Origin of the sequence: Alloalcanivorax sp. C16-2 (assembly GCF_046507615.1) — a bacterium.
Classification (GTDB): Bacteria; Pseudomonadota; Gammaproteobacteria; order Pseudomonadales; family Alcanivoracaceae; genus Alloalcanivorax; species Alloalcanivorax marinus_A.
On the sequence record NZ_JBKFTL010000001.1, the window covers coordinates 1,983,274 to 2,009,323 of the forward strand.

The following is a 26,050-nucleotide window of genomic DNA, read 5'->3' on the forward strand; positions in this document are numbered from 1 at the left end:
CGGGTCGGCAATTCGCGGGGAACGGGGGTGAAGAACCGTTGCCTGATCCGGTAGGGTGGTCCTCTCGCGGATCACGGATCCTGTAAAGACTGAATGGAGAACACTATGACGATCGTTAAGCGACTGAGCATCACGCTGCTGATGGCACTGGGTCTGGGGGGCATGGTCCACGCCCAGCAGGCGCCGTCCCAGGCGGATCGCGTTGATCAGCTCGACCAGATCGTGGGGCTGAGCGACGATCAGAAATCGGAGATGCGTGAATTCATGCAGGAGTCCGAGAGCAAGATCAACAGCAAGCGCATGGAAGCCCAGGAACTGCAGCAATCCCTGAGCGAACAGATCGGTCCCGGCTATGACGAAGGCGACATCCGTGATCAGGCGGAAGAGCTGGGCGACGTGACCGGCGACATCGCCGCCGAGACCGTGCTGCTCCAGGCCCGCATCCAGGACACCCTCACCGAGGAACAGCGTGCCACCCTGGAAGAGCGCGCCCGCCAGCAGCGTGAGCAGATGCGCCAGATGCAGCAGCAAATGCAGCAACAGCAGCAGGGCCAGCAAAAATAAACCCGACGCTGACACGCTGACCAAAGGAGCGGCCCCCGGGCCGCTTTTTTTATGGTCGCTTTTTATGCGCGCTTCAGACAGTCGGGGAGCCGGACTCTCCATCCGGGCCGCGTCTCGTCGTGGTCCCCCTTCCGGGAACGCCGCGAGTACGTCCCTGTAGGCTCCCGGTTTGACATCCTGTCAAACAGGGTCCCGGAAGGGGGACCACGACGAGACGCTACGAGGTAGCATCCCGCGCGGCTCCGTAGGTTGAATATCGCGGCAGGAGCTAGCGGACTTCCATGCCCGGTTCGGCGCCGCTGTCGGGAGACAGCAGGAAGATGTCGTCGCCGCCGGGGCCGGCGGCCAGCACCATGCCTTCGGAGAGACCGAACTTCATCTTGCGCGGCGCCAGGTTGGCGACCAGCACCACCATCTTGCCTTCCAGTTCCTCGGGCGCGTACTTGGCCTTGATGCCCGCGAACACATTGCGCTGGCCCAGCTCGCCCACGTCCAGGGTCAGTTGCAGCAGCTTGTCGGCGCCTTCCACGTGTTGGGCCTGGACCACGCGGGCGGCGCGCAGCTTGACCTTGAGGAAGTCGTCGATGGTGATGGTGTCGTCCCCGGTGTCTTCTTCCTGGTTGGCGCCGTTGTCGGCCGGGGCCGCCGGGTTGGTGTCCCGGGAGTCCGCCAGCATGGCCTCGATGTGGCCCATGTCGACCCGCGCCATGAGTGGCTTGAACTTGTTGATCGGGTGCTCGAGCAGCAGCTTGTCGGCGTCCTGCCAGGTCAACGGCTCGATGTTGAGGAACGCCTCGGCCCGTTCCGCCAGGCCCGGCAGCACCGGCTTGAGGTAGAGCGCCAACAGGCGGAATACGTTCAGAGCGGTGGTGCAGATTTCCAGCACCTCGCGGTCCTTGCCTTCTTCCTTGGCCAGGCTCCAGGGGGCCTTGTCGGCGATGTAGCCGTTGGCGTGGTCGGCCAGGGCCATGATCTCGCGCATCGCCTTGCCGAACTCGCGCTGCTCGTAGAAGGCCGCGATATGGGCGGCGGCTTGCTGCGCTTCCTGCACCAGCAGCGGGTTGTCCGGGTGGGCACTGAGGGTGCCGCCGAATTTCTTCACGAAGTTGCCGGTGCGGCTGGCGATGTTGACCACCTTGCCGACCAGGTCGGTGTTCACCCGCTGGGCGAAGTCTTCCAGGTTGAGGTCGAAGTCATCGACCCGGCTGTTGAGCTTGGCGGCGAAGTAATAACGCAGATATTCCGGGTCCAGATGGTCCAGGTAGGTGCGCGCCATGATGAAGGTGCCGCGTGACTTGGACATCTTGGCGCCGTTGACGGTGACGAAGCCGTGGCTGTAGATGGCGGTGGGTTTGCGCAGCCCGGCGCCTTCCAGCATGGCCGGCCAGAACAGGCCGTGGAAGTTGATGATGTCCTTGCCGATGAAGTGATACAGCTCGGCGCTGGAATCCGCTTTCCAGTATTCGTCGAAGTCCCAGCCTTCACGGTCGCACAGGTTCTTGAAGCTGGCCATGTAGCCGATCGGTGCGTCCAGCCAGACATAGAAGTACTTGCCCGGGTAGCCGGGAATCTCGAAACCGAAGTAGGGCGCTTCCCGGGAGATGTCCCAGGGCTGCAGGTCTTCCATCCATTCCTGCAGTTTGTTGGCGACCCCTTCCTGGAGCGAGCCGGAGCGGGTCCATTCGCGCAGCATGGGCTCGAACTGGGGCAGGTCGAAGAACAGCTGCGTGGTCTGTTTTTCCACCGGCGTGGCGCCGCTCACCGCGGAGTAGGGGGCGATCAGCTCCGACGGTGAATAGGTGGCGCCGCACACTTCGCAGTTGTCGCCGTACTGGTCCTCGGCGCCGCATTTCGGGCAGGTGCCGCGCACGAAGCGGTCGGACAGGAACATGCCCTTTTCCGGGTCGTAAAGCTGGGTGATCTCCTTTTCAATGATGTAGCCGGCGTCCTTGTTGCGCTGGAAGATCATCTCGGAGAACGCCCGGTTTTCCGGGCTGTGGGTGCTGTAGTAGTTGTCGAAACGGATCTGGAAATCGGCGAAGTCCCGTTCGTGGCTTGCCTTCACCTCGGCGATCTGCTGCTCCGGGCTGATGCCCTTTTCCTCCGCCTTGAGCATGATGGCGGTGCCGTGGGCGTCGTCGGCGCACACATAGGTGCATTGCTGTCCGCGCAGCTTCTGGAAGCGGACCCAGATGTCGGTCTGGATGTATTCCAGCAGGTGGCCCAGGTGAATCGGGCCGTTGGCGTAGGGCAGGGCGCTGGTGACCAGGATCTTGCGGGGTTGTTCGCTCATGGGGCCTTCAGTCTTCGACGGGAAATCAGGCCCGCTATGATACTGGCCCCGACGCGCGGTTGAAACTGCCAGGCCGGATCGTGGCTGAAGCCGCTCCTACCGAGTGTTGGGGCGGGTCAGCCGCCGCTCATGGCGCGGTTGCGCTGCAGCGCCTCCAGCACCTGGTTGCGCGATACCGGCTTGCTCAGGTAATCGTCCACGCCGGCGTCGCGGGCCTTTTGCACGTAGTCACCGGTGGCGTGGGCGGAAAGGGCGATGATCCAGCACGGGTCCACGTCCAGCCGGGTTTCCAGCAGGCGGATCTCGCGGGTGGCGGCGTAGCCGTCCAGCACCGGCATTTCGCAGTCCATGAAGATCACGTCCCAGTTGCCCGGGCTGGATTCCATGCGCCGTACCGCCTGGCCACCGTCGGTAAGCAGGGTGGCTTGGATGCCGATCGAGCGCAGGATGCTGTCGATCACCAGCTGGTTGACGGCGTTGTCCTCCACCACCATCACATTGAGCCGCGACAGGCTCGGGTGGCCACGGGGGGGAGGCGCCACCACCGGGTTGGTCGCTTCCTCGCGCTCGCGCAATTGGGTGCACAGGCTGTGCTTGAGGGCCCGGGACGACACCGGCGTTTCCACCAGCAGCAGGTCGCCGGGCAGCTCACCGGTGATCTCCGCGCCGGTGGCCTGCAGGATCAGCAGCGGTGGATTACCGAGCCGCTCGCGGATCACCTTGAGATCCTCGCGGCGGGCCAGGTTGGCTTCCGAGGCGAGCAGCAGGTCCGCCGACGCTTCGTCGGCGTCCAGGCCGGCCAGGGCCTGCTCGCAATCGGCGTATTCCTGCACCGTCAGGCCCCAGCGGGTCATCAGTTGCGACAGGCTCAGGGCCAGGGACGGATCGTTGTTGATCATCAGCACGCGGTGGCCGGTGAGGGCCTTCTCCGGTCGCGCCGGCTCCCGGGCCACGGTGGGCAGGGTTACCCAGAAGGTGGCGCCCCGGCCCAGCGAACTGGACACGCCGATCTCGCCGCCGAGCAGTTCGGTGAGCCGCTTGCAGATGGTCAGGCCCAGGCCGGCGCCCTGCTGGCGGTGGCGGCCGCCGCGGCTGGACTGGCCGAACACCTGGAACAGATTTTGTTGCTGGGCCTCGTCCAGGCCGATGCCGGTGTCCACCACCTCCAGCATGATCACGCAATGGCCCTGTTCGTCCGGTGGCTGGCGCACGCCCAGGTGCAGTGCCACCTGGCCCCGCTCGGTGAACTTGTAGGCGTTGCCAAGCAGGTTGGTGAGGATCTGCTTGACCCGGATCGGGTCGGTGCGGATGCGCCGGGGTACCCGGGAATCGATGTAGGTATACAGCGACACACCGCTTTGCGTGGCGCGCACCGCGAACAGCCGCACGCAGTCATCCAGCAACTGCTCCAGATCCACGTCCTGGTATTCCAGCTCTAGCTTGCCGGATTCGATGCGTGAGTAGTCGAGAATGTCGTTGATCACCGTGACCAGGGACTGGGTGGACTGGTGGATGGTGTCCACGTACTGGGCCTGCTGGCCGCTCAAATCAGTGCGCCGCAGCAGGTCGGTCATGCCGATGATACCGTTCATCGGCGTGCGGATTTCGTGGCTCATGGTGGCCAGGAACTCGCTCTTGGCCTGGTTGCGGGCGCCGGCCTTGAAGGCGTCCATCTCGGCGATGGCCTTGTCGCGCACCGACAGCGCGTGGGCCTCCTTGAGCCGGTTGATACGGCGCGCCAGGGCCAGCGACAGCAGAATCACCTCCAGGAACACGCCGACTTGCAACAGGTTCTCGGTGAGGTCGGTGCGTGGCAGCACGCCGTACTTGTTTAGCGACATGGCCGCCGCGCCGACAATGAAGCACAGCCAGGCCAGGGTGAAGATACGCGCGTCCGGGTCGCCGGCGGCGCTGCGCAGCAACCCGGCCAGCAGGATGCTGAAGTCCATCGCCAGCACCGCCAGCACGGCCACCGGAATCAGCCACTGGCGGCTCACGAACGGCGCCGCCAGCAGCAGCACCACGCCGGTGGTCACCAGCCCCTTGAGCAGGCGCGCCAGTGGCGGCGCCCGGGCCGGCAGATCAAGGAAATGCAGGGTGAACAGCGACGGCAGGATCACCAGCACCGGCAGCAGGTAGTGCAGCACGTACTGGCTGAGCAGCGCCGAACCGGGCCACAGGTACTTCTGCGCGTAGCCGTGCAGCACCGCCATGAACAGGGTGATGGCCAGGGACCAGAGCACGTACAGCAGATAGGCCCGTTCGCGGATCGAGAAGAACAGCGACAGGTTATAGAGGATCATCACCAGCATGCCGCCGAAGAACACGCCCTGGACCAGGGTGTGGCTGAGCAGCGACTGGTCGTAGGCGGACTTGCTCATCAGCCGCAGGGGCAGTTGAATGCTATGAGGCGACGATACCTTCATCAGCACGGTACGCTCGGCGCCGGGGGGCAGGTCCAGGGGAAACGCCGGCAGCGCTTCCGGTGCCGGGCGCACGTTGAAGGGGCGGTCCATGCCGCTGCGGTAGTCGGCCACCACCCGGTCGCCGTCGAGCACGTGCACGTCCAGCTCGCCGAGCATGGCATACTCCACCACCAGCCATTCCCGCAGCGGCTGGTCGGAGGCGTTGCGCACCGGCAGGCGGAACCAGCACTGGTCGGCGGTGAAGCCCAGGTTGGGCATGCCGGTGGCGCGCCGCCAGGGCCAGGCGTCCGGGTCGCTTTTCAGGGCTTCCAGAGCGGGGGACTGTTCCGGGGGCGAACAAAAATAACCGAGGGCCGCGTAAGGTCGCAGAGTGTCGGTCTGGCCGTCGATCACGGCGCTTTCCTGGCTCCACGCGGGGGCGGGAAGGAGCCCGATCAGGAGTGTCAGTACGGCGAACCGCAGAAGGTAAGAAACCGCGTCCTGCATCAAAATAAAGGGTATCCCGTCGTTGGCCTTTATGGATGCTAGCAGCGCGCATGCGGGGGCTCAATCAGCGATGGCCCGGGGAGGGAACCTTGACCACACCTGTCGCACCATTCGCGGTGGGGCCGATCGTCGGCACCGCCGGTCGCACCCATATCCGCATCCTCGGCGTGATGCCGTCCGCCGCCCTGCCGGCCGGCCGCAAAGCGCCCCATGGCCGCATCCGCTGGCGGGCGGTGGGCGAGCCGCACTGGCGCGGGCCCCGGCACTTCCGCATCAACGGTAATTTCGACAGCAGCGGCGTGGTGGTGCTGCGCGATCTTCGTCCCGGCACCCGCTATGAATACCAGGCCGGCTATGTGGACAAGGCGGACACCGTCGACACCCAGCTCGACTGGCACCGCCTGCCCCTCGGGCACTTTCGCACCGCGCCGGAGGACGACTGGGCGCCGGTGAGTTTCCTGTTCGGTTCCTGCTGCTATCGCTTCGTCGGCCTCGATCACGAGGTGGAGGACGATCGCGCCGACCGTATCTTCGACGTCATGGGCCGGCAGACCGCCGACCGGCATACCGACTTCGTCATGTACGCCGGCGACCAGGTCTACGCCGACGCCACCTGGAAGCTGGGCGCCGCCTCCTCCCAACAGCAATACTTCGACCTCTATCGGCAGAGCTTCGGCCAGCCCAATATCCGCCGGCTGATGGCCAATCACAACCACCATATGATCCTCGACGACCATGAGATCGAGAACAACTGGCCGGCGCGGGCCAACCCGGATTTGTGGACCAGCAAGTACCCGGCGGCCATGAAGGCCTACCAGATCTATCAGGCTTCCCATTCCCCGGCGGTTCCCCTGAACGCCGCGGGCAGCCGCCTGGACCGGGATCCGGAGCGGCTCTGGTATCGCTTCCGTTGGGGCTGTGCCGATTTCTTCCTGATGGATCTGCGCACCGAGCGCGCCCTGAGCCGCTGGCCCTGGCAGCGCGACATTATGTCCCGGGAGCAGGAGGAGGCGGTGCTGGCCTGGCTTAACGACAGCCCGGACCGGGTCAAATGCCTGGTCTCCTCGGTGCCGCTGTTTCCCGAACAGCGCTGGCCGTTTCGTGGCGAGGACAGTTGGGAGGGCTTCCGCGCCCAGCGCCAGCGGCTGCTGGACGGCATCCGCGCCAGTGGCGCGCGGCGGCTACTGGTGCTCAGCGGCGATGTACACGCGTCCCTGTACGCGCGCCTGGACGGCTTCGGCAAGGCGCCGCTGCACGCCTGGATCTGCTCCGGACTGTTCTGGCCCACGGCGTTGATGGCGTTCCGCTGGTACCGGCCGATGATCCGCGATAACCACCGCCTGCGCGGCCTGTGGAAGCCGTCCCTGGGCAAGGTGCGGGTACCGGGGCCGGTGTACAGCCGTGACGCCTTCTCCCGGGTCAGCCTGGACGAGCGGGGCGCGCGGCTGGAGCTGTTCGACCGGGATGGCGACCTGGTCCCCGATGTCGGCGCGAACATACAGTGGGAATAGCGAATTTCCTACACGAATCAGAGCAAATGTCTGATCGATAACCGGCGTCGCCGCTCTTATAGTGGTTTTGCAAGGACGCGAAAGAACAAGGAAGTTCATTCGGCCCGGTACAGCCCCGCCCGCCCTCCCCAGGCGGGCGTTTCTTTTTGCGGCCCTGGTCCCCATAATGGCGCCCCCGCCAACCCCGGAGGACCCGCCATGGCCGACACCCGCGACACGGACATCCTCAAAGCCAAGCTCAACCAGGAAACCGCCCGCGCCCATTGGGCGGAATTGCAGCCGTTTTTTGCCCGGGGCCAGACCGTGGCCGTGGCCGGCGACCTGGACCTGATCGAGGTGGCGGTGGCGTTCGCCGAGGACCGGGCCGGGCAGCTCCAGCAGTGGCGTGCCCAGGGGCGCGTGGACGGCGTCCAGGACGAACAGGCGCGGGCCTGGTTCGAGGCCGGCCAGGAACTGTGGACCGTGGTGGTGATGCCCTGGGTGCTGGTGCAGCCGGTGCGCCCGCACTGAGCACCGCCCCGACCAATCGCGACTGAAGTCGCTCCTACAGGGGAGCCCCCGTAGGAGCGACTTCAGTCGCGATCCCCACCGCTCCGGGGGGTAACACGTTGCAGTCCCGTCCGCCCTGGATATACTGTCCATAAGAACAGTATTCCGGAGCTTTCCCATGGCCACCAGCACGTCCAATCGTGGCACCCTGAACCGGCGCCCCGGCCGCTTCGCGGTGACTCACAGCGAGCATGACGAACCGGCGGCGGCGCGGCCCACCCGCTATCATCGGGAGATCGCCCGCTCGATTCTCACCCGCAACCAGAGCCCGGACCTGCATTTCGACACCAGCCTCAACCCCTACCGGGGCTGCGAGCACGGTTGCATCTACTGTTTCGCGCGTCCCAATCACGCCTATGTGGATCTATCCCCGGGGCAGGACTTCGAGAGCGAGATTTTCTGCAAGGACAACGCCGCCGAGGTGCTGCGCGATACCCTGCGCAAGCCCGGCTACCAGTGCCGTCCCCTGGTCATCGGCACCGCCACCGATCCCTACCAGCCGGTGGAGCGGGAGCGCCGCATCACCCGGGAGATCCTGCAGGTGCTCAGCGAATGCCGGCACCCGTTCAGCCTGATCACCAAGAGCGCCCTGGTGCTGCGCGACCTGGATCTGATCGGCCCCATGGCCCGGGAGGGGCGCGCCTCGGTGGCGGTGTCGGTGACCACCCTGGACAACCGCCTCAAGGGTCAGCTAGAGCCCCGCGCCAGCGGCGGCCGGGAGCGGCTGCGGGCGGTCCGTGAGCTGGCCCGTGCCGGGGTACCGGTGACGGTGCTGGTGGCGCCGCTGATTCCCTTCATCAACGACCATGAAATGGAGGACATCGTCGAGCAGGTGGCCGCCGCCGGCGCGCGCAGCGCCGGCTATGTGATCCTGCGTTTGCCCCACGAACTGGGCGGGCTCTGGGAGGAGTGGCTGGAAACCCACTATCCGGACCGGGCCGGCAAGGTGATGGCCACGGTGCGGGAGCTGCACGGCGGCGCCGTCTACGACAGCGCCTGGCATCATCGCCACCGGGGCCAGGGGCCCTGGGCGCAATTGCTTTCGCGGCGTTTCCGCACCGCCTGCCAGCGCGCCGGTCTGGCGCCCCGGGAAGCCTTCACCCTGGACACCGGTGCTTTCCGGCCACCGGGGCTGGCCGGGCAACTGCATTTGTGGGACGGTTAGCGGCCCCGATTCACCACCCCCGGAGAGCCCCGATATGACCGATGTTTCCACGCCGCTGTGGAATCGACCCGAGGGCCCGATCCGGGCCACCCTGGTTCTGGCCCACGGCGCCGGCGCGCCCATGGACAGCCCGTTCATGGCGCGCATGGCGACGTTGTTGGCGGAGCGGGGCGTGGCGGTGGCGCGCTTTGAATTCGACTACATGGCACGGCGCCGGGAGGAAGGCGTGAAGGCGCCGCCGGACCGGGCGCCGAAACTGCTGGCTCGCTTCCGGGCGGTGCTGGAGGCGGTGGCGGCGGACACCAGCGGCTCGCTCTGGGTGGGAGGCAAGTCCATGGGCGGGCGCATGGCCACGCAATTGCTGGCGGCGCCGAGGGCGCCCGGGGACACGGTGGCGCCCGCCGGGGCGGTGGTGTTTGGCTATCCGTTCCATCCGCCGGGCAAGCCCGAGCGCACCCGGCTGGATCACTTCCCGGACCTGGCCGGGCCGGTGCTGATCTGCCAGGGGGAGCGGGACCCGTTCGGCAAGCGCGAGGAGGTGGCGGGCTATGCACCGGCGGCGGCGGTGACCCTGCACTGGGTGTTCGACGGCGACCACGACCTCAAGCCGCGCAAACGCAGCGGCGGCGACCATGACGCCAACCTGGCCGCCGCCGCCGACCGCGCCGCTGCCTTTATGAGCGGGCCGGCTTCTCGGTGACCCAGAGGTGGATGGTGCCTTCCACCACCGGGGTGCCATCGGCGCGCCGGGCGGTCACCGCCACCGGCACGTCCGGGCCGTTCTCCCAGGCGCCGGCTTCCACCTCCGCCACGGCGCTGATGTCGCTGTCCGCCTTGGCGGTGTAGCGCACGTCCATGCCCTTGGGAATCCAGCGCAGGTGCTTGGGAATGGAGGCCTCCGCCATGGCGCCCATGGCCGCTTCCAGGGCGTTGCAGATGGCGATCACGTGCACGGTGCCGATGTGGTTCTGCACCGCCTTGCGTTTCTTGAAGGTGACCCGGCAGTAGTCGGGGCGCAGTTCCTCCACCAGGGGGCGCACGGTGCCAAAGTAGGGCGCCTGTCGGGCGAACAACCGCGAGAACAGGACCTTGCCCTTGGGCAGGCGGGCGGTGCGTTGATAGAGCTTGAGCAGGTAATTGTCGCTCATGGAAACCTCCCGATCGGAAAGCGCCCATTGTCGTCGCCGTTGGAACACGGGCAATGGCCGGCGAGGCACCCCGGGGCGGGCGCCGGGGACCATGTCGGGCCGTCTGGCGACGACCAGGCCGGGGCATGGCGGTGAGTTGGGTGTTAGGATACGGCGTTCTTCGAATAAGGAAGGTGATCCATGCAGACACCGGCTCGGTGGTGGCGCTCGCGGGGCTGGGGCGCCCGCGTCCTGGCGATCCTGGCGGCGCTGTACGTGCTCTACGCCCTGGTGGTGTTTTTCCTGTTGCCCGGCTGGGTCCGGGACCAGGCCCGCGAACGCCTGACCGGGCTGCTGGACCGGGACGTGACCCTGGAGCGGGTGGCGCTCAACCCCTTTACTTTGTCGCTTACCGCCGAGGGTTTCTCGGTGGCGGACCCGGACACCGGAACCCTGGCCCGTTTCGACCGGCTCTACGTTAACGGCGAGCTGTGGGCCTCCCTGTTCCACTGGCGTCCCTGGGTCGGTGACCTGGACCTGGATGGTCTGCGCGTGCGCCTGCGTCGCGAGGCGGACGGCACCCTTAATCTGGATGACATCATCGCCCGCCTGAGCCAGGACGATCCGCAAGCCGACGACGAGCAAACGCCGGAGCAAGATCAGGAAACCGGCCCGCCGGCCTTCACCGTGAGCCACCTGAGCTTGAGCAACGGCGGCGTGGACCTGATCGACGCCGCCGGAGAAGAGCCGGTGACCCTGGCCCTGCCCATGGCCTTCACCATCGACGATCTGACCACCCGTGGGGTCGGCGAGGACGACAACCGCTATCAGTTGCGCGTGGAAGGCCCGGACGGCGGCACTCTGGACTGGGATGGCCGCTTCCATTTCGCGCCGTTCAGCGTCGATGGCCGGCTGCGCATGGACAAGGTTGATCTGGTCGCCTTTGGCCAACTGCTGGCCCCCCATTTCCGCTTCGCGGTACCCGCCGGGGTGCTCGGTCTGGGCGCGGATTACCGGTTCAGCGCCGAACCCGGCCAGGGCCTGACCGTGGACAACGGCGAACTGACCCTCGACGGCCTGCGCATCCGCCCCCGGGACGGCGACGAGGACAGCCTGGTGGTACCGGAACTGGCGGTCACCGGCGTCGCCCTGGACACCGCCGGGCGCACCCTCACCGTGCCCGAGGTGACGGTGCGCGAGCCCGCCGCCCGGGCGGTGCTCACCGACCAGGGCCTGGATCTGGCCACCCTGTTTCTGCCCGAGGACCCCAAGCAGGCGGAGCGCGCCAAGGAGGAGGTGCGCGAGCGCGCCGAGGATACCGCCGAGGAGTTACGCCAGGGCGAGGGGGACTGGCGCATCCGCCTGGACCGCTTCGCCGTGGAAGGCGCCGCCGCTGTGTTCCGCGACACCACCCTGGCCACGCCCCGGGAACTGACGCTCACCGACGGCGCCCTCACCGTGAGCGATTTCCGCCTCGACCAGGAAGGGGTGCGCTGGCAGTGGCAGGGCGATACCAAGGTGCTGGAGAGCGGCACCCTGAGCCATTCCGGAGAAGGCCGGCTGGCGCCCCTGGATCTGAAAGCGCGGCTCAAGGTCGAGGGGCTGCCCCTGGCCACCCTGTCCCCCTGGGTGCGGGCGGCGATGCCGATCACCGTGGATAAGGGCCGCGCCGGCGGCGATCTGAACCTGGCGGTGAGCGGCGACACGCCCACGGTGCGGCTCACCGGCCGGGCCAGCGTGGCGGACGGCGCCCTGTCCGAGAACGGCCGGCGGTTCCTGTCGGTGGCCAACCTGAGCGCCGACGGGCTGGACCTGAACACCGGCACCGAGCAAGTGGCTATCGATGGCCTGGCCGCGCGCGGCCTGAACTTCCTGCATGTGCTTGACGGCCAGGGCCGGAGCCTGGGCGCGCGCCTGGCCGGCGATGATGGTGGCGCCGAGGAGGGCGCCGCCTGGCGGGTACGGCTGGGCCGGGTTTCGGTGAAGGATTCACGGCTGGCGCACCAGGACCTGACTCTGTCGCCGGAATATCAGGTCACCGTGGAGCAGTGGCAGGGGCACATGGATGGCTTCGACAGCGCCGGCGGCCGCGCTGGGCTGGAGACCCGGGGCGAGGTCAATGGTACCGCCACCCTGACCCTGAAAGGCACCGTGGACGCCAACCCGGTGACCCTGGATCTGGATGGCAGCCTGAAGGGCTACGGCATGCAGACGCTGACTCCGTTCACCGCCCGCTACCTGGGCTTTGGCGTTGATCGTGGGCGCCTGGACGTGCAGTCCCGGGTGAGCCTCAAGGGCGAGCGCCTGGACAGCACCACCGAGGTGGCCGCCGATGACTTTTACCTGGGCGAGCGGGTAGCCAGCGATCAGGCCATGGACGTGCCGGTGAAGCTGGGGCTGTCGGTGTTGCGCGACGGTTCCGGCATGATCCGCTTGCCGGTGAGCCTGTCCGGGGATCTGTCGGACCCGGATTTCAGTGTCGGCGGCTTGGTGTTCCGGGTTCTCCGCAACGTGTTGGTGAAGGCGGCCACGGCGCCGTTTTCCATGCTCGCCGGCCTGGTCGGCGGCGGCGACGGTGATCTGGAATACGTGCCCTATGCCGCCGGCGAGGACCGGCCCGGGGCGCAAACGCGCCAGGCACTGGAGACCCTGGCCCGGATTCTTGAGCAACGCGGCAACCTGATCCTGGTGCTCACCGGCGAGACCAACGACGAGGACCGCCGGGCCCTTGGCGAGGCGGAGCTGGTGGACGAGATGGGCGGTGACTGGCGCGGCCTGGACACGGCGCTGACCGGGCAGGAGGGCCGTGAGCGTATCCTGGAAGCCTACCGGGACCGGCTTGACGCGGACCCGGCCGGGCTCGGCGACGATGACACCGAGCGCGCCCGCCAGGCCTGGCGGCGTCTGCTGGAGCAGGCCGCCGAGGCGGTGGACGGCGACGCCCTCGCCGACCTGGCGGCGACCCGGGCGGAGCGGGCGCGCCGCCTGCTCACCGGCGAGCTGGGCGTGGACGCGGAGCGCGTGCGCATGGCGCGGTCGCGCCCGGACGGTGACCGGGCCGGCGTGGCCCTGGGCGCCGAGGGCCTCTGATGGCGGTGATCTGGGAACGGCGCGAAAATGGCGTGCTTTATCAGGTGCGCCGCCAGGGCGCCTGCATGAGGTTGTTCGCCAACGGCGTCCAGCACTCCGAGTTCCACCCCAAGCGGCTGGTCACCGGCAGCGTCTGGGACCTGCTGTGGCTGCCGGCGTTGCTCGGCGACCCGTCGCGTCTGCGGCGGGTATTAATCCTGGGCCTGGGTGGCGGTTCCCTGGTGCCGCCGCTGCGCGCGCTGCTGGCGCCGGAGCGGCTGGTGGCGGTGGAACTGGACGCCCACCATCTGGCGGTGGCCCGGGAGGTGTTCTCGGTGGTCCAGCCCGGCGAGCGGACCGTGCTCGGCGACGCGGTGGCCTGGCTCAAGGCCTACGACGGCGAACCCTTCGATCTGATCATCGAGGACCTGTTCGCGCCGGACAACGAAGCGGTGAGCCGGGCGGTGCCGGCGGATCGGGACTGGCTGGCCATGCTGGAACGTCACGTCAGTGACCATGGCACCCTGGTGATGAACTTCGGTGATTACACCGAGTACCGCGTCAGCCACGCCGCCGACGCCGCCACCATGGCGCCCTGGGGCAGCCGTTTCCGGCTCTCCTGCGCGGATTGCCACAACGCGGTGATCGCCTTCACCCGGGAGCCGGCGCGCAGCGTTCATCTGCGCCGCCGGATACAGGACCACCCGGAGTTGGGCAAGGCCCTGCGCAAGGGCAGGCTGGATTATCACATCCGCCAGCTCGATTAGCGCCCATCGCGGTTATCGCGACTGAAGCGGAACGCCGCCCGGCCGCTCCTACAGCAATAGGAGCCGTAGGAGCGGCTTCAGCCGCGATGGGCGCGCAGCGTCGTTCAGCCGTACCGTTTTTCGCTAAGCGCCTGGATGCGGTCATCCAACGGCGGGTGGGAACGGAACAGGGCGGCCAGACCATGGCGCACGCCGCCGTTGATGCCGAACGCCACCAGGGAATCCGGCATCTGGTTGGGCACCTCGGATTCCGCCCTGAGGCGCTGCAGGGCGCCGATCATGTCGCGGCGGTCGGCGAGCTGGGCGCCGGCCACGTCGGCGCGGTATTCCCGGCGCCGGGAGAACCACATGACGATGGTGCTGGCGGCGATGCCGAAGATGATCTCGGCGATGAACACCACGATGTAATAGCCAAAGCCCAGGCCGCCATTGCCGTCGCGGCGCAGGAAGCTGTCCACCACCGAGCCCACCACCCGGGCGGCGAAGATCACGAAGGTGTTCACCACCCCCTGGATCAGGCTCAGGGTGACCATGTCGCCGTTGGCCACGTGACCGATCTCGTGGGCCAGCACGGCGCGTACTTCTTCCGGGCGGAAGCGTTGCAGCAGGCCCTGGGACACCGCCACCAGGGCGTCGTTCTTGTTCCAGCCGGTGGCGAAGGCGTTGGATTGCTGGGCCGGGAACACGCCCACCTCGGGCATCTTGATGCCGGCCTTGTCGGACAGCTCGCGGACCGTGTCCAGCAGCCATTTCTCGGTGCTGTTGGACGGCTGCTTGATGGTCTGGACCCGCGCCGACCATTTCGCCATGGGTTTGGAAATCAGCAGCGACACGAACGAGCCGGCGAAGCCGAACACGGCGCTGAAGATCAGCAGATTTCCCAGATCCAGGCCGGTGCCGCTTTGCGCCAGGTAGGAATTCACGCCCAGCAGACTGAGAGTGATGCTGGCGACCACGATGACCGCCAGGTTGGTGAGCAAAAACAGCGCGATGCGCATCATGCCGAAGGTTCTCCCACAAATCGAACGAAGGTCTTCAAATTCAGCTTCTCAATGGGGGCGCGGCGGTTGTGTTCAAGCCCGGCGACGGCGATACTCGCCGCCTTTGAACCGTCCCTGATCCGCCCAATGACCCCACCGAATGTAGACCTATTGACGCCGTTTCTGGTTCCCCCGGACGACGCCCGGCACCGTCTTTTTCACGGCCGTGGCAAGACCGTGCCGGGCTGGGAAGGGCTGACCCTTGACCGGTTCGCCCCGATCCTGGTGGCCACCCTGTTCGACGATTATCCGGAGCCGCTGCGCGCCGCCCTGGAAGCGCGCCTGATCGAGGCGCTGCCGGCCCTCGGTTGCGACACCCTGGTATGCCAGCACCGCCATTGCCGCCCGGCGCAAACCCGGGTGGCGCACGGCGCGCTCCCCGCCACGCCCTGGGCGGAGGAGGCCGGCCTGCGCTATCGGCTGGATTTCGAACGCGGCCAGAATCTCGGTTTCTTCGCCGACATGGCCCCGGGCCGTGCCTGGCTGCGCGAACGCGCCCGGGGCAAGCGGGTGCTGAATCTGTTCAGCTTCACCTGCGCCTTTTCCGTGGCGGCCCTGGCCGGCGGCGCCGAGCGGGTGGTCAACATCGATCTGTCGCGGCCGGCCCTGGCCCTGGGCCAGGCTAACCAGCAAGCCAACGGCTTCGGCGACGCCGAGGCGCACTACCTGCCGCACAATGTGTTCCGCAGCTGGAAGAAACTGCACAGCCTGGGCCGCTATGACCTGATCGTGGCGGACCCGCCCAGCGCCCAGAGAGGCAGCTTTCAGGTGGAGCGGGACTACGCCAAGGTGCTGCGGCGGCTGCCCAAGCTGCTGGCGCCGGAGGCGGAGTTGCTGATCTGCCTGAACGCGCCCTGGCTGGACAGGGAGTGGCTGGAGGCCCTGGTGGCGGACAACCTGCCCGGTGCCGCCCTGGAAGGCATGCTGCCCGGCGCCCCCGGCTTCGACGAAGCCGCCGAGCCGGCGCTCAAGGCGCTGGCCTACGGGTACCGGCGTAGCCGCTGAACTGCAAGCGGCAGGCCGTGCCCGCGTCCCGGATAGAAACCGCCCGCATCGATTTCCCGCCAAAGCGCGATGAACCTTATTTCTTGCGGATGCGGTCCAGGTATTCGGCGATGCGGCCGATGGAATCCTGCAGGTCGTCCAGGCGCGGCAGGAACACCACCCGGAAGTGGTCCGGGTTGGGCCAGTTGAAGGCGGTGCCCTGAACCACCAGCACTTTTTCCTGGCGCAGCAGGTCGAGCACGAACGCCTCGTCGTCCTGGAACGGGAACACCTTGGGGTCGAGCCTCGGGAACAGATACAGCGCCGACTTGGGTTTCACGCAGCTCACCCCGGGGATGCTGTCGAGCATCTCCCAGGCCATGTCGCGCTGGCGGCCCAGGCGGCCGGTGGGCAGCACCAGGTCGCTGATGCTCTGGTAGCCGCCCAGGGCCGCCTGGATGGCGTGCTGGCTGGGCACGTTGGCGCACAGGCGCATGCTGGCCAGCATGTCCAGACCCTCGATGTAGCTCTCCGCCCGGTACTTGGCGCCGGAGATCACCATCCAGCCGGCGCGGAAGCCGGCGGCCCGGTAATTCTTGGACAGGCCGTTGAAGGTGATGCACAGCAGATCCTCGGCCATGGAGGCGATGGAGGTGTGCACCTCGCCGTCGTAGAGGATCTTGTCGTAGATTTCGTCGGCGAAGATGATCAGGTCGTGTTCCCGGGCGATCTTCACCATTTCCTGAAGCAGGGCGGGGTCGTAGTTGGCGCCGGTGGGATTGTTCGGGTTGATGATCACCAGCGCCTTGGTGCGGTCGGTGATCTTGGCGCGGATGTCGTCCAGGGCCGGCTGCCAGTCCTGCTGCTCGTCGCACAGGTAGTGCACCGGGTTGCCGCCGGACAGGCGCACGGCGGCGGTCCACAGCGGGTAGTCCGGCGCCGGCAGCAGCACCTCGTCGCCGTTGTTGAGCAGCGCCTGCATGGCCATCACGATCAGCTCGGACACGCCGTTGCCGATAATGATGTCGTCCACCGTCACGTCCGCGATGCCCTTGGTCTGGGTATACTGCATCACCGCCTTGCGGGCCGGGAACAGACCCTTGGAGTGGCAGTAGCCGGTGGAGTCGGGCAGGTTGTGAATCACGTCCTGCAGCAGTTCCTCCGGCGCCTCGAAACCGAACGGGGCCGGGTTGCCGATGTTGAGCTTGATTACCCGGTGGCCTTCATCCTCGAGCCGGTGTGCTTCGCGCAGCACCGGGCCACGAATGTCATAGCAGACATCGTGCAGTTTGTCGGATTTGCTGACCGTGGTTCGATTGCCGCTCATGAAACTCGTCCTGGTCCGGGTAAAGACCGGAATTCTACAATGGCGCGAAAATACTGTATATGAAGCGGTCATGAGAGGAAGCCGATGATTGAATTCAGGGACCTGATGGCGCTGGCGGTGAACCGCAAGGGCGGCGTCAAGCAGGTCGAGGCGCAACTGCCGGCGGTGAAAACGCCGGCTCAGTTGCGCCAGCCCGACGATGCCTTCTATTTTTCCGCGCTGACCCGGCGTATTTTCCGCGCCGGTCTCAAGCACTCCCTGGTGGACGCCAAGTGGCCGGCCTTCGAGGAGGCGTTCTTCGGCTTCGATCCGGACAAGCTGGTGCTGATGCCCGACACCATGCTCGAACAGCGTATGCAGGACACCCGCCTGATCCGCCACTGGGGAAAGATGAAGGCGATCCGCCACAATGCCCAGTTGATCCTGGACCTGCGCCAGGAATACGGCTCCGTGGGTGCCTGGCTGGCGGACTGGCCTGGCGACGACACCGTGGGCATGTGGCAGTTGCTCAAGAAACGCGGCAAGCAGTTGGGGGGTAACTCCGGCGCCGCTTTCCTGCGCATGGTGGGCCGCGACACCTGGTACCCCACCGGCGACGTGGTGGCGGCGCTGAAAAGCCACAACATCATCGACAAACCGCCGGCCAGCCAGCGCGACCAGCGCGCCGCCCAGGCCGCGTTCAATCAATGGCAGGCGGAATCCGGCCGGCCCCAGGCGCACATCAGCAAGATTCTTGCCTTCACCGTGGGTTGAGCGGGCCGGGCACGGGTCTCGTTACAAACAAAACTTTTTGACAGGAAGTGCCCAGGGTAGGAACATAAATAAGAATTATTCACTTTAAAGCAGTGGAAACCGGTTTCATGACCCATCTCAATCGGCGCCCCCGGGGCGTCTTTTTGTTGTTGTCCCTGTTCGCGTTGTCCCTTTCCACCCTGACGGTCACGGCCCGGGCCGCGGATCAAACCGCCCTGGTGCAGTTGGTGGAATACGTGGGCGCCGATTACATCAACGCCGTGCAGGACGGGGAAATCGTCAGCGACGCGGAATACGCGGAGATGGACGAATTCACCGCGTTGCTCAGCGAGGGCATCGAAGGCCTGCCCGAGGCCGAGGGCAAGGACGTGCTGCTGGGCCAGGCCCGGGACCTGGAAGCGGCGGTGGACGAGAAAGCCCCGGAAGCGCGTATCCAGAGCCTGGCGCAGAAGATCCGCGGCTCCCTGGTGGACGTCTACGGCCTGCCGGTGGTGCCCAAGACGGCGCCGGACATGGCCGCCGCCGAGTCGCTTTACCAGACTCATTGCGCCGCCTGCCACGGCCCCGAGGGTCTCGGCGACGGCCCCGCCGGCGCGGCCCTGGAGCCGGCCCCCACGGATTTCCATGAGCGTGCCCGCTACATGGGGCGCTCGGTGCTGGGCCTGTACACCACCATCACCGGCGGCGTGGACGGCACCGGCATGGCCGCCTACCAGGATCAGCTCAGCGACGCCGAACGCTGGGCGCTGGCGTTCTACGTGGGCGGCAAGGCGGTGTCCGCCGAGGAAGCCGAGGCCGGCAAGCAGGCCCTGGCGGACAATCCGGAACTGAAAACCGACATGAGCCTGGATACGGTGATCGCCAAGGCGCCAGCGGATGCCCGCGATGCCTACGGCGATGACGCTCTGGCGGCAATGGGCTACCTGCGCAGCGAGCCGAATGTCCTGTTCAGCCAGAACCGGTTCGTGGAGATCAGCGCCGCCAAGCTGCGCGAGGCCGATGACGCCTATGCCGCCGGTGATCGGGCCGCCGCCCGCTCGGCGGCGCTGTCCGCTTACCTGGACGGTTTCGAGATGCTGGAATCGCAGATCGCCGCCCTCGACAGTGGCTTGATGCGCGACACCGAACGGAAGTTCATGGCGGTGCGGGAAGCGATCCAGGAAGGTGACTCCGCCGACGAGGTTAGCGCCCGCATCGCTGATGCCCTGGAAGGGCTCGGGCAGGCCGCCGATGCTCTGGGCGGCGACGGCCTGAATGCCGCCGCCACCTTCTCCGCCAGCTTCTTCATCCTGTTCCGCGAGGGGCTGGAAGCGCTGCTGATCGTGGCCGCGCTGCTGACCTTCACCCGCAAGGCCCGCGCCACCTCCGCTACCCGTCATATCCACTTCGGTTGGGTGGCGGCCATCATTGCCGGCATCGCCACCTGGTTCGCCGCCTCCACGGTGATCAACTTCACCGGCGCTTCCCGGGAGCTCACCGAAGGCGTCGCCGGTCTGGTGGCCGCGGTGATCCTGTTCTACGTGGGCTTCTGGATGCACAGCAATTCCAGCAGCCAGAAGTGGCTGGGCTATCTGAAGGGCAAGGTGGACACCGCCCTCGGCAGTGGCACCGTCTGGACCCTCACTTTCGTGGCGTTCATCTCCGTGTACCGGGAGATGTTCGAGACCATCCTGTTCTATCAGGCGCTCTGGACCCAGGTCACCGAGGCCACCCAGCCGTTCCTGCTGTACGGCATGGGCGCCGCGCTGCTGGGTCTCGCGGTGGTGTGCGTGCTGATCTTCCGGCTTGGCATGAAGCTGCCCCTGGGGCTGTTCTTCAAGGCCACCAGCCTGGTGCTGCTGGTACTGTCGGTGATTCTGCTCGGCAAAGGCATCGCCGCCCTGCAGGAAGCAGGCATGCTCAACTCCAACTATCTGCCGGGCTGGCCGACGCTGTCCTGGATCGGTTTCTTCCCGACCCTGCAGGGTGCTCTGGCCCAGGCGGTGGCCGTGGTGCTGGCGGTGCTGGCCTGGTGGCGCTCCGGACGCAGCGCCACCGCCTAGCGGCCCGCCGGGGCATCGCGGCTGAAGCGGAATGCCGCCCGGCTGCTCCCGCGCCTGCTATCGCGTAGGAGCTGCTTTAGCCGCGATCCGGCTCCGGCGCCGCGATAGCGCTTGTCATTAAGGCCGGGCGCGTTAGGCTGGGGCTCCCCGACTCGGATCGAGCCCCATGCCGCGCATCGCCGCCAACCTGTCCCTGCTGTTCACCGAACGTCCCTTTCTGGAGCGCTTCGCCGCCGCCGGCGCGGCGGGCTTCCAGGGGGTGGAATTCCTGTTCCCCTATGACTGGCCCATGGCCGCGGTGAAGGCCGCCCTGGACGACAACGGCCTGGAGCCGGTGCTGTTCAACCTGCCCGCCGGTGACTGGGGCGCCGGCGAGCGTGGCCTGGCCGGGCTGCCGGGCCGGGAGGCGGCGTTCCGCGATGGTCTGGAGCGGGCCCTGGATTACGCCGAGGCGCTGGACTGCCCGCGCCTGCATGCCATGGCGGGCATTCCCGGCGATGACATGGATCGTGCCCGCGCCCGGGACACCCTCATCGCCAACCTGGCCTTCGCCGCCGAGCGCTGCGCCGAACGGGGCCGGGTGCTGACCCTGGAACCCATCAACAGCCGTCTGGACATGCCCGGTTACCTGATCGACACCCCGGCCAGCGCGCTGGCGGTGATCCGCGCGGTGGACCGGCCTTCACTGCGCCTGCAGTACGATCTCTACCATGCCCGGGTGATGGGCGAGGACCTGTTCGCATCCCTGGCCGCCTGCATGCCGTGGATTGAGCATGTGCAGTTCGCCGATTGCCCGGGGCGTCACCAGCCGGGCACCGGCACGCTGCCTCTGGCGGCGCTGCTGGCGCATCTGGATGCCCTCGGCTATGGCGGCTGGGCCAGTGCCGAATATCGCCCGAGCGGCGCCACCGAGGAGGGACTCGACTGGCTGGCGAACCTTCGCCAGGATTCGGAGTCCCTTTCTGTCAACGACAAAGGAGAGAGGCGTTAATGAGAAGCTGGGGCGGCAAGATCATCGTCGGCCTGCTGGGCATGCTGGTAGGCGGTCCCATCGGCCTGATCGTCGGTTTGCTGATCGGCCATTTTCTGGATCGCGCCGTGGAGCGGGTACGCGGCTTCAACCCGTTTCGACCCTACGCGCCGGGCGAGAAGCAGGCGCTGCAGGACGCGTTGTTCTCGGCGGTGTTCTCGATCATGGGCCACCTGGCCAAGGCGGATGGCCGGGTCAGTGAGCAGGAGATTGGCCAGGCCGAGGCGGTGATGACGCGCATGCGGCTGAACGCCGAGCAGCGGCGCCGGGCCCAGGAGGCATTCCGGCGCGGCAAGGCGGATGATTTCCCGCTGGATGGCACGGTGGCGGAGTTTCGCCAGCAGGTGCGTCACCGCCGCCATCTGGTGGTGGTGTTCCTGGAAATCCTGCTGCAGACCGCCCTCGCGGACGGCGACCTGCATGCCGAGGAAGAGCGCATCCTGTATCGGGTGGCCGCCGGGCTGGGCGTGCCGGAGGCGCAGTTCCGCCAGATTCTCAATATGATCCTGGCCCAGGCCCGTTTCGGCGGCGCCGGAGCCGGCGCCGGCGGTGGCGCGGCGGATGTGTCGCGGCCTTCGTTGAGCCAGGCCTACCAGGTGCTGGGCGTGGCCGAGTCCGCCTCCGACCAGGAGATCAAGAAGGCCTACCGCAAGCTGATGAGCGAGAACCACCCGGACAAACTGGCCGCCCGGGGCGTGCCGGAGGAGATGATCCGCGTGGCCACGGAGAAGACCGCCGAGATCAGCAAGGCCTATGAGATGATCAAGGAATCCCGGGGTTTCCGCTGAGACGGAGACGGGTGACAAGCCGGCCCCGGCGATAGTAATTTGGACAATCGTGACACTGATCGCGCGGCGCCGCCCGGCGCCGCCCAGACGCGGAAGGAGTAGCCGCCATGCTCGGAGAGTCGCACAGCATTCACCACGAATTTCCCGAACACCACGAGCGCATCGACGCGCTGATGAAGGAGGAACAGGCGTTCCGTGACAAGGTGGAGGAGCACGACCGCCTGGACAAGACCATCCGTGGCCTGGAGCTGCGCGAAAACCCCATCGCCGACCGTGACCTGGAGGCCATGAAGGCCGAGCGCTTGCACCTCAAGGACCAGATTCTGCGCCGTCTTAACGGTGGCTAACCTTTAAAACCGGCTCGTCACCCCCACCTGGGAAGGCATTCATTCCGGCTCGGGAGGCCCGATGACTGCCTATTCCATTCTTGATCTCGCCCCGATCCTGCGTGGCGGCGACGCCGGCCAGGCGTTGCGCAACTCGCTGGATCTGGCCCGCCACGCGGAGCAGTGGGGCTACACCCGCTACTGGGTGGCGGAACACCACAACATGCCCGGCGTGGCCAGCGCCGCCACCAGCGTGGTGATCGGCCATATCGCCGCCGGCACCCAGCGCATCCGCGTGGGCTCCGGCGGCATCATGTTGCCCAACCACGCGCCCCTGGTGATCGCCGAACAGTTCGGCACCCTGGCGGCGCTGTTTCCGGGTCGCATCGACCTGGGCCTGGGCCGGGCGCCCGGCACCGACATGGAAACCGCCCGCGCCCTGCGCCGGGATCTGAACAGCAACGCCATGGAATTCCCCAACGACGTGGCGGAGCTGCAGGCCTACCTGGACGATCCGACCCCGGAACAGCGGGTACGGGCGGTGCCCGGCATGGGCAGCAAGGTGCCGTTGTGGCTGCTTGGCTCGAGCCTGTTCAGCGCCCGCCTGGCGGCGCAAATGGGCCTGCCGTTCGCGTTCGCCTCGCACTTCGCCCCGGAAGCCCTGGAAGAAGCGCTGCATGTCTACCGCACCCACTTCCAGCCCTCCGAACAGCTCGACAAACCCTACGCCGCCGCCGGTATCAGTGTGTTCGCCGCCGACAGTGACGAGGAGGGCGCCTTCCTGGCCACCTCCATGCAGCAGCAGTTCGTCAATCTGCGCCGGGGGCGGCCAGGACCGTTGCCGCCGCCGGTGGAAAACATGGACGAGGTGTGGTCGCCGATGGAAGCCCACGGCGTGCGTCAGGCGATGAAATACGCCATGATCGGTGCCCCGGAAACGGTGGGCCGGCGGCTGCGCGAATTCCGCGACCACACCAACGTGGATGAGCTGATCATCACCGCCGGGATTTTCGACCATGAGAAACGGCTGCGCTCGTTCGATATCGCCGCGCGGCTCTGTCGGGACCTGTAAGCAAGGCGACGGGTCCCCAGGGGGGAACCGTCCTTGAATGTTCCACGCCGGCCCGGGCCGCCACTTTGGTGGCCCGGGCTTTGTCTGATGGTGTGGCTGGCGTGCTCGATCGGCGCGCCGGCGGCGGCGTCACCGGCCCGCCTGGGGCCGGATCTTCCCTATACCTGGGTGGCCGACCCCGGCGGCGAGGCCGGGCCGGACGATATGCTGCCAGCGCTGCGCGAGGGCGCCCCACGGCAGGGGATTTTCTCGCGCGGCTACACGCGCACGGTGTTCTGGGTACGGGTTGTCCTGCCGCCGGAACAGGCCGCCGACGGCGAACGCTGGCTGGAGCTCAAACCCAACTTCGTCGACGATATCCGCCTGTTCCTCCGCCCCCTGGGGAGCGATGGCCCGTGGCGCCAGCGCCGCGCCGGCGACACCTTCGACGGCCCCATCGGCGACATCGACCACCGTTTCCCGCTGTTCGTTCTGCCGCCGGACGAGCATGGCTACGAAATGCTGTTCCGTGTCGCCAGCAGCAGCGCCGTGATGCTGCAGATGAATGTCTGGCAACCCCGGGAATTCCTGCCCGCGGCGGCCCGCGCCACCACTTTCTGGAGCTTCTACTTCGGGCTCGCCACCCTGTCGGCGTTATTGGCGCTGGTATTGGCGGTGGTGTTGCGCACCCGCTTGCTGTGGTCGGTGACCGGGATGTCCGCCGCCTACGTGCTGGTGGCCTGTATCCAGGGCTACGTGGCCTGGCTGATCCCGGATATCGGGTGGCGCCTGCAGCATTACCTCACCGGCGTGCTCACCCTGTCGGCCTATGGGTTGTTGCTGTGGATGGCCTCGGAGGCGTTGCAGTTACGCCGACGGCTGCCGTGGGCCCATCGCATGCTGATGCTCGCCTGTGCGGTGACCGTGGTGTTGTTACTGAGTGTGCCGCTGGACTTCTATGGTGCCGCGATCCGTTTTCAGATGCTGGTTTATCTGAGCACCTGCGCGGTGTTCGTGACCGCCTGCCTGTACGTGTGGTGGCGGGACCGTTTCCGGTTGTCTTCGGTGCTGTTGGGCCTGAACCCGCTGATCTGCATCCTCGCCAGTTTGTTCGGTCTGTTCACCACCGTGGGCTGGATCGCCTTTCGTCAGGAGATCTATGTGGTCTGGCAATACGCCCTGATCGTGAACATGCTGGTGGTCACCGGGCTGGCGGTATATCAGGTGCGCATCAAGCGTTACCGTGAGCGGGAACGCTTGCAGCTGGCCCGCGCCCTGGAACTGGAGCGCGAGGCGCGTTTCAATCAGCGCCAGTTCATGGGGCTGGTGGCCCATGAGTTTCGCACGCCGCTGGCGATCATCGCGGCGAGCCTTCAGAATCTGCGTTATCTGGGGGTCTCCGATCCGCGCCAGCTCAGCCGCTACGACAAGATCGACCGCGCCACCGACCGGTTGGTGCAACTGACCGACAACTGCCTGGCGGACGCGCGGCTGGACGCCGATGATCTGTGGCTCGACCGGCGCCGCCTGTGTTTGCTGGAGCTGGTCACCGAAGCGGCCTCCCTGGTGGGCGCGGCGGGCCACCGGTGGCGCTTGACCCTGGACGGGCAGCCGCCGCCGGCGGGGGAGCGCTGGACCGGAACCGCCTGGCTGGACCCGGCGATGATGCGCATCGCCCTGTCCAATGTGATCGATAACGCGGTGAAATATGGCAACGGCGGGCCGCGAGTCGATGTGAGCCGGCATGCCGACCACTGGAGCGTGGCGATCCGCGATCAGGGGTCGGGCATCGCCGAGGACCGGGTACCGGTGATCTTCGAGCGTTACCGCCGCGCCGCGCCGGCGGAGCACAATCACCGGCGTGGTGTCGGCCTGGGGCTGTATGTCAGCCGCCGCATCGCCCGCGCCCATGGTGGCGACCTGGTGCTCGCCGACAACGGCGATCACGGTTGCTGTTTTTTGTTCACCCTGCCATTGCCACCGGAGGAGGAGGCATCGCACTGATGGACGCGGCCTTTCCCAGACTCGCCATCGTCGAGGACAACGACGACCTGCGCGAGGAATTGCTGTTTTTTCTACGCCACAACGGCTACGCCGCCTGGGGCGCCGACAGCGCCGAGGCGTTCTGGAAGCATCTGCACCGCAACCCGGTGGACATCGTGCTGATCGACCTGGGCCTGCCCGGCGAGGACGGTTTCGGCGTGATTGAATATCTGCATGAACTGGGCGGATACGGGCTGGTGATCATCACCGCCAAGGGCGGACAGCAGGAAAAGCTGCGCGCGCTTAACCTGGGCGCCGATCTGTTCCTGGTCAAACCATTGAATTTTTCCGAATTGAACCGGGCATTGACCACCCTGGCCCAGCGTTTGCGCGGCGAGGCCGGCGGCGACCCGGCGCGGGTGCGGCATGGCGATGGCGCCGGCGGTTGGCGCCTGGATGCCGCCGCCGGCCGCCTGGCCGGCCCCGACGACCGTCAGCTCGCGCTGTCCCAGCAGGAAACCGAGTTGTTGAGGATTCTGCTGCGCGGCAGCCATCAGGTATTCAGCAAGGAAGCGCTGCACGATCTGATGTTCTCCCATGCGCCGCACCCGGATACACATCGTATCGATGTGATTCTCAGCCGCCTGCGTCGCAAGGCCCGAGAGGGCAATATCGATTTGCCGATCCGCTCCATTTTCGGCCGTGGCGTGGTGTTCACCGGGACCCCGCGCGACGGCTGAGAGGTTTGAGAGAAATGAGACTGACATCG

At 66.9% G+C, this 26,050-nt stretch carries 21 protein-coding genes; 16 read left to right on the forward strand and 5 right to left on the reverse strand.

Features of this window, described 5'->3' with window-relative positions:
- The first annotated feature begins 105 nt into the window (after nucleotides 1-105).
- A complete protein-coding gene (locus tag ACLD02_RS09150; protein ID WP_238400814.1) occupies nucleotides 106-564 on the forward strand; it encodes a Spy/CpxP family protein refolding chaperone in 459 nt (152 codons plus the stop codon).
- A gap of 268 nt (nucleotides 565-832) precedes the next feature.
- Here the strand turns inward: ACLD02_RS09150 and metG are convergent, their stop codons facing one another.
- Together metG and ACLD02_RS09160 are read right to left on the reverse strand one after the other, a co-directional pair.
- Nucleotides 833-2,857 (reverse strand): methionine--tRNA ligase, encoded by a 2,025-nt coding sequence (metG, locus tag ACLD02_RS09155; protein ID WP_410298528.1) that lies wholly within the window; start codon nucleotides 2,855-2,857, stop codon nucleotides 833-835.
- A 116-nt stretch (nucleotides 2,858-2,973) separates the two neighbouring features.
- Nucleotides 2,974-5,676, reverse strand: coding sequence for a 7TM diverse intracellular signaling domain-containing protein (locus ACLD02_RS09160; protein ID WP_410298529.1), 2,703 nt, complete (start codon nucleotides 5,674-5,676; stop codon nucleotides 2,974-2,976).
- Nucleotides 5,677-5,858: 182 nt separating this feature from the next.
- Here ACLD02_RS09160 and ACLD02_RS09165 point away from each other — a divergent pair, with 182 nt between their 5' ends.
- From ACLD02_RS09165 to ACLD02_RS09180, 4 genes are all read left to right on the forward strand, one after another.
- Nucleotides 5,859-7,280, forward strand: coding sequence for an alkaline phosphatase D family protein (locus ACLD02_RS09165; protein ID WP_238400816.1), 1,422 nt, complete (start codon nucleotides 5,859-5,861; stop codon nucleotides 7,278-7,280).
- Between the two features lie 198 nt (nucleotides 7,281-7,478).
- Nucleotides 7,479-7,790, forward strand: coding sequence for a DUF2288 domain-containing protein (locus tag ACLD02_RS09170; protein ID WP_203101015.1), 312 nt, complete (start codon nucleotides 7,479-7,481; stop codon nucleotides 7,788-7,790).
- Nucleotides 7,791-7,947: 157 nt separating this feature from the next.
- Nucleotides 7,948-8,994: a PA0069 family radical SAM protein gene (locus ACLD02_RS09175; RefSeq protein ID WP_203101017.1), complete on the forward strand. Its 1,047-nt coding sequence runs from the start codon at nucleotides 7,948-7,950 to the stop codon at nucleotides 8,992-8,994.
- Between the two features lie 34 nt (nucleotides 8,995-9,028).
- Nucleotides 9,029-9,694, forward strand: a complete 666-nt coding sequence (locus ACLD02_RS09180) for an alpha/beta family hydrolase (protein ID WP_203101020.1) — start codon at nucleotides 9,029-9,031, stop codon at nucleotides 9,692-9,694.
- Here the strand turns inward: ACLD02_RS09180 and ACLD02_RS09185 are convergent.
- The gene (locus ACLD02_RS09185) at nucleotides 9,669-10,142 is read right to left on the reverse strand and encodes a hotdog fold domain-containing protein (RefSeq protein WP_203101022.1); all 474 of its coding nucleotides are present in this window, start codon (nucleotides 10,140-10,142) and stop codon (nucleotides 9,669-9,671) included. The genes ACLD02_RS09180 and ACLD02_RS09185 overlap by 26 nt on opposite strands.
- 180 nt (nucleotides 10,143-10,322) lie before the next feature.
- Here ACLD02_RS09185 and ACLD02_RS09190 point away from each other — a divergent pair, with 180 nt between their 5' ends.
- A complete protein-coding gene (locus ACLD02_RS09190; RefSeq protein WP_410298530.1) occupies nucleotides 10,323-13,211 on the forward strand; it encodes a DUF748 domain-containing protein in 2,889 nt (962 codons plus the stop codon).
- Entirely contained in the window at nucleotides 13,211-13,957 is a 747-nt protein-coding gene (locus ACLD02_RS09195) for a hypothetical protein (RefSeq protein WP_203101026.1), read from the forward strand. The genes ACLD02_RS09190 and ACLD02_RS09195 overlap by 1 nt, the downstream gene beginning before the upstream one ends.
- Nucleotides 13,958-14,061: 104 nt before the next feature.
- Here the strand turns inward: ACLD02_RS09195 and htpX are convergent, their stop codons facing one another.
- Nucleotides 14,062-14,958 (reverse strand): protease HtpX, encoded by an 897-nt coding sequence (gene htpX / locus ACLD02_RS09200; RefSeq protein ID WP_410298531.1) that lies wholly within the window; start codon nucleotides 14,956-14,958, stop codon nucleotides 14,062-14,064.
- A gap of 150 nt (nucleotides 14,959-15,108) precedes the next feature.
- Between htpX and ACLD02_RS09205 the strand changes: the two genes are divergently transcribed.
- On the forward strand, nucleotides 15,109-16,002 hold the full coding sequence (locus ACLD02_RS09205) for a class I SAM-dependent methyltransferase (RefSeq protein WP_410298532.1): 894 nt from the start codon (nucleotides 15,109-15,111) through the stop codon (nucleotides 16,000-16,002).
- Between the two features lie 76 nt (nucleotides 16,003-16,078).
- On the opposite strand, the gene ACLD02_RS09210 is transcribed toward ACLD02_RS09205, so the two are convergent.
- Nucleotides 16,079-17,308 carry a pyridoxal phosphate-dependent aminotransferase gene (locus ACLD02_RS09210; RefSeq protein WP_203101030.1) on the reverse strand — a complete coding sequence of 410 codons (1,230 nt, stop codon included), beginning with the start codon at nucleotides 17,306-17,308 and terminating at the stop codon, nucleotides 16,079-16,081.
- Between the two features lie 84 nt (nucleotides 17,309-17,392).
- On the opposite strand from ACLD02_RS09210, the gene ACLD02_RS09215 reads away from it, so the two are divergent.
- The 8 genes from ACLD02_RS09215 to ACLD02_RS09250 all read left to right on the forward strand — a co-directional run bounded on the left by ACLD02_RS09215 (nucleotide 17,393) and on the right by ACLD02_RS09250 (nucleotide 26,021).
- Nucleotides 17,393-18,061, forward strand: coding sequence for a DNA-3-methyladenine glycosylase I (locus tag ACLD02_RS09215; protein WP_203101031.1), 669 nt, complete (start codon nucleotides 17,393-17,395; stop codon nucleotides 18,059-18,061).
- A gap of 107 nt (nucleotides 18,062-18,168) precedes the next feature.
- Nucleotides 18,169-20,103: a cytochrome c/FTR1 family iron permease gene (locus ACLD02_RS09220; protein WP_203101032.1), complete on the forward strand. Its 1,935-nt coding sequence runs from the start codon at nucleotides 18,169-18,171 to the stop codon at nucleotides 20,101-20,103.
- Between the two features lie 166 nt (nucleotides 20,104-20,269).
- The gene (locus ACLD02_RS09225; protein ID WP_203101033.1) at nucleotides 20,270-21,094 is read left to right on the forward strand and encodes a hydroxypyruvate isomerase family protein; all 825 of its coding nucleotides are present in this window, start codon (nucleotides 20,270-20,272) and stop codon (nucleotides 21,092-21,094) included.
- Complete coding sequence (djlA, locus tag ACLD02_RS09230) at nucleotides 21,094-21,921, forward strand: co-chaperone DjlA (protein ID WP_203101036.1); 828 nt, start codon at nucleotides 21,094-21,096, stop codon at nucleotides 21,919-21,921. The genes ACLD02_RS09225 and djlA overlap by 1 nt, the downstream gene beginning before the upstream one ends.
- Nucleotides 21,922-22,028: 107 nt before the next feature.
- Nucleotides 22,029-22,268: a YdcH family protein gene (locus tag ACLD02_RS09235; RefSeq protein ID WP_203101038.1), complete on the forward strand. Its 240-nt coding sequence runs from the start codon at nucleotides 22,029-22,031 to the stop codon at nucleotides 22,266-22,268.
- Between the two features lie 61 nt (nucleotides 22,269-22,329).
- The gene (locus ACLD02_RS09240; protein WP_203101040.1) at nucleotides 22,330-23,319 is read left to right on the forward strand and encodes an LLM class flavin-dependent oxidoreductase; all 990 of its coding nucleotides are present in this window, start codon (nucleotides 22,330-22,332) and stop codon (nucleotides 23,317-23,319) included.
- A gap of 87 nt (nucleotides 23,320-23,406) precedes the next feature.
- A complete protein-coding gene (locus ACLD02_RS09245; protein WP_203101041.1) occupies nucleotides 23,407-25,302 on the forward strand; it encodes a sensor histidine kinase in 1,896 nt (631 codons plus the stop codon).
- Nucleotides 25,302-26,021, forward strand: a complete 720-nt coding sequence (locus tag ACLD02_RS09250; protein WP_203101043.1) for a response regulator transcription factor — start codon at nucleotides 25,302-25,304, stop codon at nucleotides 26,019-26,021. The genes ACLD02_RS09245 and ACLD02_RS09250 overlap by 1 nt, the downstream gene beginning before the upstream one ends.
- The last annotated feature ends 29 nt before the right edge of the window (nucleotides 26,022-26,050 follow it).

What these genes read in the sequence shown, in the direction of transcription:
- ACLD02_RS09150 (WP_238400814.1), top strand. Translation starts at nt 106, where the DNA reads ATGACGATCGTTAAGCGACTGAGCATCACGCTGCTGATGGCACTGGGT.
- metG (WP_410298528.1), bottom strand. Translation starts at nt 2,857, where the DNA reads ATGAGCGAACAACCCCGCAAGATCCTGGTCACCAGCGCCCTGCCCTAC.
- ACLD02_RS09170 (WP_203101015.1), top strand. Translation starts at nt 7,479, where the DNA reads ATGGCCGACACCCGCGACACGGACATCCTCAAAGCCAAGCTCAACCAG.
- ACLD02_RS09175 (WP_203101017.1), top strand. Translation starts at nt 7,948, where the DNA reads ATGGCCACCAGCACGTCCAATCGTGGCACCCTGAACCGGCGCCCCGGC.
- ACLD02_RS09180 (WP_203101020.1), top strand. Translation starts at nt 9,029, where the DNA reads ATGACCGATGTTTCCACGCCGCTGTGGAATCGACCCGAGGGCCCGATC.
- ACLD02_RS09185 (WP_203101022.1), bottom strand. Translation starts at nt 10,142, where the DNA reads ATGAGCGACAATTACCTGCTCAAGCTCTATCAACGCACCGCCCGCCTG.
- ACLD02_RS09190 (WP_410298530.1), top strand. Translation starts at nt 10,323, where the DNA reads ATGCAGACACCGGCTCGGTGGTGGCGCTCGCGGGGCTGGGGCGCCCGC.
- ACLD02_RS09195 (WP_203101026.1), top strand. Translation starts at nt 13,211, where the DNA reads ATGGCGGTGATCTGGGAACGGCGCGAAAATGGCGTGCTTTATCAGGTG.
- htpX (WP_410298531.1), bottom strand. Translation starts at nt 14,958, where the DNA reads ATGATGCGCATCGCGCTGTTTTTGCTCACCAACCTGGCGGTCATCGTG.
- ACLD02_RS09210 (WP_203101030.1), bottom strand. Translation starts at nt 17,308, where the DNA reads ATGAGCGGCAATCGAACCACGGTCAGCAAATCCGACAAACTGCACGAT.
- ACLD02_RS09215 (WP_203101031.1), top strand. Translation starts at nt 17,393, where the DNA reads ATGATTGAATTCAGGGACCTGATGGCGCTGGCGGTGAACCGCAAGGGC.
- ACLD02_RS09220 (WP_203101032.1), top strand. Translation starts at nt 18,169, where the DNA reads ATGACCCATCTCAATCGGCGCCCCCGGGGCGTCTTTTTGTTGTTGTCC.
- ACLD02_RS09225 (WP_203101033.1), top strand. Translation starts at nt 20,270, where the DNA reads ATGCCGCGCATCGCCGCCAACCTGTCCCTGCTGTTCACCGAACGTCCC.
- djlA (WP_203101036.1), top strand. Translation starts at nt 21,094, where the DNA reads ATGAGAAGCTGGGGCGGCAAGATCATCGTCGGCCTGCTGGGCATGCTG.
- ACLD02_RS09235 (WP_203101038.1), top strand. Translation starts at nt 22,029, where the DNA reads ATGCTCGGAGAGTCGCACAGCATTCACCACGAATTTCCCGAACACCAC.
- ACLD02_RS09240 (WP_203101040.1), top strand. Translation starts at nt 22,330, where the DNA reads ATGACTGCCTATTCCATTCTTGATCTCGCCCCGATCCTGCGTGGCGGC.
- ACLD02_RS09245 (WP_203101041.1), top strand. Translation starts at nt 23,407, where the DNA reads ATGGTGTGGCTGGCGTGCTCGATCGGCGCGCCGGCGGCGGCGTCACCG.
- ACLD02_RS09250 (WP_203101043.1), top strand. Translation starts at nt 25,302, where the DNA reads ATGGACGCGGCCTTTCCCAGACTCGCCATCGTCGAGGACAACGACGAC.